Here is a 3,867-nt window from a genome sequence, read left to right as displayed (position 1 = left end):
CGACCACGATGACGCCGTACTTTTCGCAAAGTTCCACTATCTCCGGCAGTTTCGCGATGTCTCCGTCCATGGAGAAGACCCCGTCGGTGACGAGGAGGTGCTTGCCTGGGTTGCCCCTATGCTCCTCGAGTTGGGCCTCGAGGTCTTGGAGGTTGGAGTGCTCATACCGCACCACCCTGGCCTTGGTTAGGCGGCAGGCGTCGATAATGGAGGCGTGGTTCAATGAGTCGCTATAGATGGTGTCCTCCGCCGCCGGGACGAGGGTGGGTATGACGGCCAGGTTGGCGCAGAATCCCGACTGGAGGACGAGGGCCGCCTCGGCCCCTTTGAACTCGGCCAGGCGCCTCTCGAGCTCAACGTGGGGCGTCATGGTCCCGGCGATGGTCCTCACTGCCCCGGGCCCTACGCCCCACCGGTCGACATACTCCTTGACCCTGCCGACCACCCTGGGATCGTTGCAGAGCCCCAGGTAGTTGTTGGAGCAGAGGTTGAGGTAATCCTTGCCGGCGATGCCGACCCACGCCCCCTGGGGGCTGTCTATCGTCCGGATCGTCCCATAGAGGCCGTCGCGCTTCATGGCCTCCAGCTCTTCGGTGAGGAACTTCATGGGTACTGCCACGGCTATCACTCCCGCTTTCAGATTTGATTTTCGCCGCACCCAGTATGATTTTCCCCCCGCAGAGATGTCAACGAAGTATAGTTTACTAGGGGATTCCTATAATCCCGGTGCTGGATAATATAATATTTATAAAGTCCCCCGAGGGGAGTGGGGAGGTTTCCAGCTATGAATGACAGAATTCTTGAGGAACTGGCCGGAAGGATGAGCGGCGACGCCAGCGCACCCCATCACATAGCGGCGGTGCTGCGGGACGCCATCTACAGAGGAGTGCTCGAGGAGGGAGGGCCGCTTCACCAGGCCCGGATAGCCCAAAGCCTGGGCGTGAGCCCCATCCCGCTGAGGGAGGCGCTGAGGCTGCTCGAGACGGAGGGGCTCGTGGAGTTCCGAGGGTACCGAGGGGCCTTCGTCACGGAACTCTCCCTGGAGGAGGCCCGGGAACTCTACGAGATGGTCGCCGCCCTCGAGACCGGCCTGATGAGGATTGCCTTCCCCGGCATAACCCGCAAGATAATCCAGGATGCCGACGAAGTCCTGAGCCGGATGGAGAAGGAGGAGGACTGCATCCGCTGGCGCGACCAGAACTTCCTCTTCCACACCCTTTTCTACGAGCCGGCCGACCGGCCGCTTACCCTCGACATGGTGTCCCGGCTCAGGCAGAAGACGGACCGAACCATCAGGAACCACCTTGACTCGATGAGAAACGAATCGCAGCAGCAGCACCGCGGGATCCTGGCGGCGGTGACGGTCGGCGACCTCGAAGGATCCGTGGCCGCCTTGGCCCACCACTTGGCTTACACCTCCAGCGATCTCCAGTCCTGGATGAGGGCCGAACAGGCGGGGAAAAAGGGATAGGACCGGTGAAGGCCCCGCTCAAGGGGCGAAGTCGATCGTTTCGGGCCGGCGGAGCGCTTTATGCTTTAAGACGGGCACGTCCAGTTCACCGCCGAGCCTCCGGCACTGGTCGCGGAAAGCGGCCTTTATTCCTTCGTGGTAGACCACGGCATCGATGTCTCCCCTGATGCTCGAGGCGGCCGAGTGCAGTTTTTCGTAACCCTCTTCGGACGCGTAGTCCCCGGTGACGATCCACTGGTTGGGGAGGATGTGGGATATCCCAAAGGGAAAATCGCCCAGGGCCGCGTCGGAGAAGGAACTCTCGAAGTGGACGCCACCCACGCAGAGGATCTTGTAAAGGCGTTCAAAATTCGAAAAGGGTTTCACCAGGCTCTTCATCATCACCTCCACGGCGCGGGGATCCTGCCAGCTGACGGGAGTGCTTCCCACCTCGATGTCGAGCATGCGGACAGGAAACTCGCCCAGCAGTCGCGGGTCCTGTCCCTTGAAAGTCCCCGTCCAGTGGGTGGCCTCGGTCACCACGCTGAAGTCTTCGAGCCCCGCCCGGGCCCGCTCCTCTTCCAGGGCGTGGAGGATGTTCCTCATGTAACCCGGATCGGCGGGAGGAAAGACACCGGCGTTCACGTCGCCCACGGTGTGGACCGTCAGGACCCGGTCGGGAGCGTTGGCTCCCTCGTGCCAGTTCACCTCGGCAGCGACGTCAATGTCGCGAAAGTATTCCTTCAGGATGGGCAAATACCTTCGGAAGTCGTAACTGACAAGAGTCTCTTGGCGCATGAAGAAGAAACGGTCGCCCTGGTCATCGACATGCTCCAGGACGGGATACCCGTCGACGGTCACCCCGAGTTCCGCGGGATGGTACAGCTCCATTACCCTGTCGAAGGCCAACCTCGAGACGTGATCATAACCTTTGCCGACACAAAAGAATAAGAGGGCCTTTCTTTGCCCGGCGGGTAGATCCTCTTTCATTTTTTCGCCTCCCTTTGGAAGTACTGTTATTATAAAGGGCGTACCTGGACGAATAGCCGTGCCTGAAAGGAGATGTACCCCTTGCGATTTTGCATTGCGCCCGAGGTTTTCGAGAAGTGGCCGGAATACCGCCGGTACACCGTGGTCGGGAAGGGTCTGAACAATGCCGGGGACGACCCCGCCCTGCTCGCCCTGCTCAGGGAGGCCGAGGCGGGCGTCAGGGGCGACCCCGCCCTCGAGGACTACAAGGAATACCCCCTGATCGCGTCCTGGCGCTCCATCTTCAGGGAGATGGGGCTCAACCCCAACAAGTTCCCGCCGTCGATAGCCAACCTCATCAGGCGGACGCGCTCCGGCAAGGACCTGCCCTTCATAAACAGGATCGTGGCGATCATGAACATCATAAGCCTGAAGTACCGCATCCCCTGCGGCGGCGACGACCTGTCGGGGCTGGCGGGGGACCTCCGGCTGGGACCGGCGAGGGGCGATGAACCCTTCGCCCAGCTGGGCGACCCCGGGACGATGGAGAACCCCGACCCGGGGGAGATCATCCTCCATGACACGGTGAAGGGGACGGTCTTCTGCCGGGGGTGGTGCTGGAAGAACGGCGACCCCAGCAAGATCACGGCCCTGACCACTCACGTGGCGCTGCACCTGGACTTTCTGCCGCCCCTGGACGGGGTGACCCATAAAAAAGCGGTGGAGGAGATGGTCGGGCTCCTGGAAAGTCACTGCGGCGGTAGCGTGGTGGCCTGGCTGATCGAGCCCGGCAACCCCTGTTGCGGGCTCTGACCCACCTTTTCCCTTTGAATGGAAAAGGTTGAACCCAAACGGGTGAAGGGCTTAAACTCCTTCCCGGAAATAACGCTTTCTTGGTGAGGAGAGAGGTCTATGGATCGTCCATCCAGAGTCGTGGTAGCTCTGGGAGGGAACGCCCTCCAGGAGGTGGGCGCGCCGCCTACGGCCGAAGCGCAGCTAGAGGTCGTAAGGAAGACCGCCGAATTTCTGGCGGAGATAAGCAGCAAGGGCTACGAGATGGCCATCGTCCACGGCAACGGACCCCAGGTGGGGAGGATAGTCCTCTCCCAGGAGATAGCCTCCAGAGAAAACCCGCAGACCCCCGCCATGCCCTTCGACGTCTGCGGGGCCATGAGCCAGGGGTACATAGGCTATCACATCCAGCAGGCCCTGGGGGACGCCCTAAGGGATAGAAACCGCGACATACCTGTGGTCACCCTCGTAACCCAGGTCGTCGTCGACCCCGAGGACCCGGCCTTCAGCAACCCCACGAAGCCCATAGGTCCCTTTTATTCCCAGGAGGAGGCAAAGACGATCGCCGACGAAAGGGGCTTCACCATGAGGGAAGACGCGGGCCGCGGCTGGCGCAGGGTGGTCCCGTCGCCGGAGCCCAAGAGGATCGTGGAAAT

At 61.6% G+C, this 3,867-nt stretch carries 5 protein-coding genes; 3 read left to right on the top strand and 2 right to left on the bottom strand.

Annotation, left to right across the window (positions count from 1 at the left end; all coding sequences use genetic code 11):
* A partial coding sequence (locus GX108_02945) for an aminotransferase class I/II-fold pyridoxal phosphate-dependent enzyme (protein ID NLO56001.1) occupies window positions 1–607 on the bottom strand: 607 nt, incomplete at its 3' end.
* A gap of 177 nt (window positions 608–784) precedes the next feature.
* Between GX108_02945 and GX108_02940 the strand changes: the two genes are divergently transcribed.
* Window positions 785–1,471 carry a GntR family transcriptional regulator gene (locus GX108_02940; GenBank protein NLO56000.1) on the top strand — a complete coding sequence of 229 codons (687 nt, stop codon included), beginning with the start codon at window positions 785–787 and terminating at the stop codon, window positions 1,469–1,471.
* Between the two features lie 18 nt (window positions 1,472–1,489).
* On the opposite strand, the gene GX108_02935 is transcribed toward GX108_02940, so the two are convergent.
* Window positions 1,490–2,440: a hypothetical protein gene (locus GX108_02935; protein NLO55999.1), complete on the bottom strand. Its 951-nt coding sequence runs from the start codon at window positions 2,438–2,440 to the stop codon at window positions 1,490–1,492.
* A gap of 81 nt (window positions 2,441–2,521) precedes the next feature.
* Between GX108_02935 and GX108_02930 the strand changes: the two genes are divergently transcribed.
* Complete coding sequence (locus tag GX108_02930; GenBank protein NLO55998.1) at window positions 2,522–3,232, top strand: hypothetical protein; 711 nt, start codon at window positions 2,522–2,524, stop codon at window positions 3,230–3,232.
* Window positions 3,233–3,331: 99 nt separating this feature from the next.
* Window positions 3,332–3,867 (top strand): carbamate kinase (locus GX108_02925; GenBank protein NLO55997.1); only part of this gene is annotated, 536 nt, incomplete at its 3' end.

The sequence above is a fragment of the Thermovirga sp. genome (assembly GCA_012523215.1).
Taxonomy (GTDB): domain Bacteria; phylum Synergistota; class Synergistia; order Synergistales; family Thermovirgaceae; genus 58-81.
This window is presented reverse-complemented; position numbering and strand designations above follow the sequence as displayed.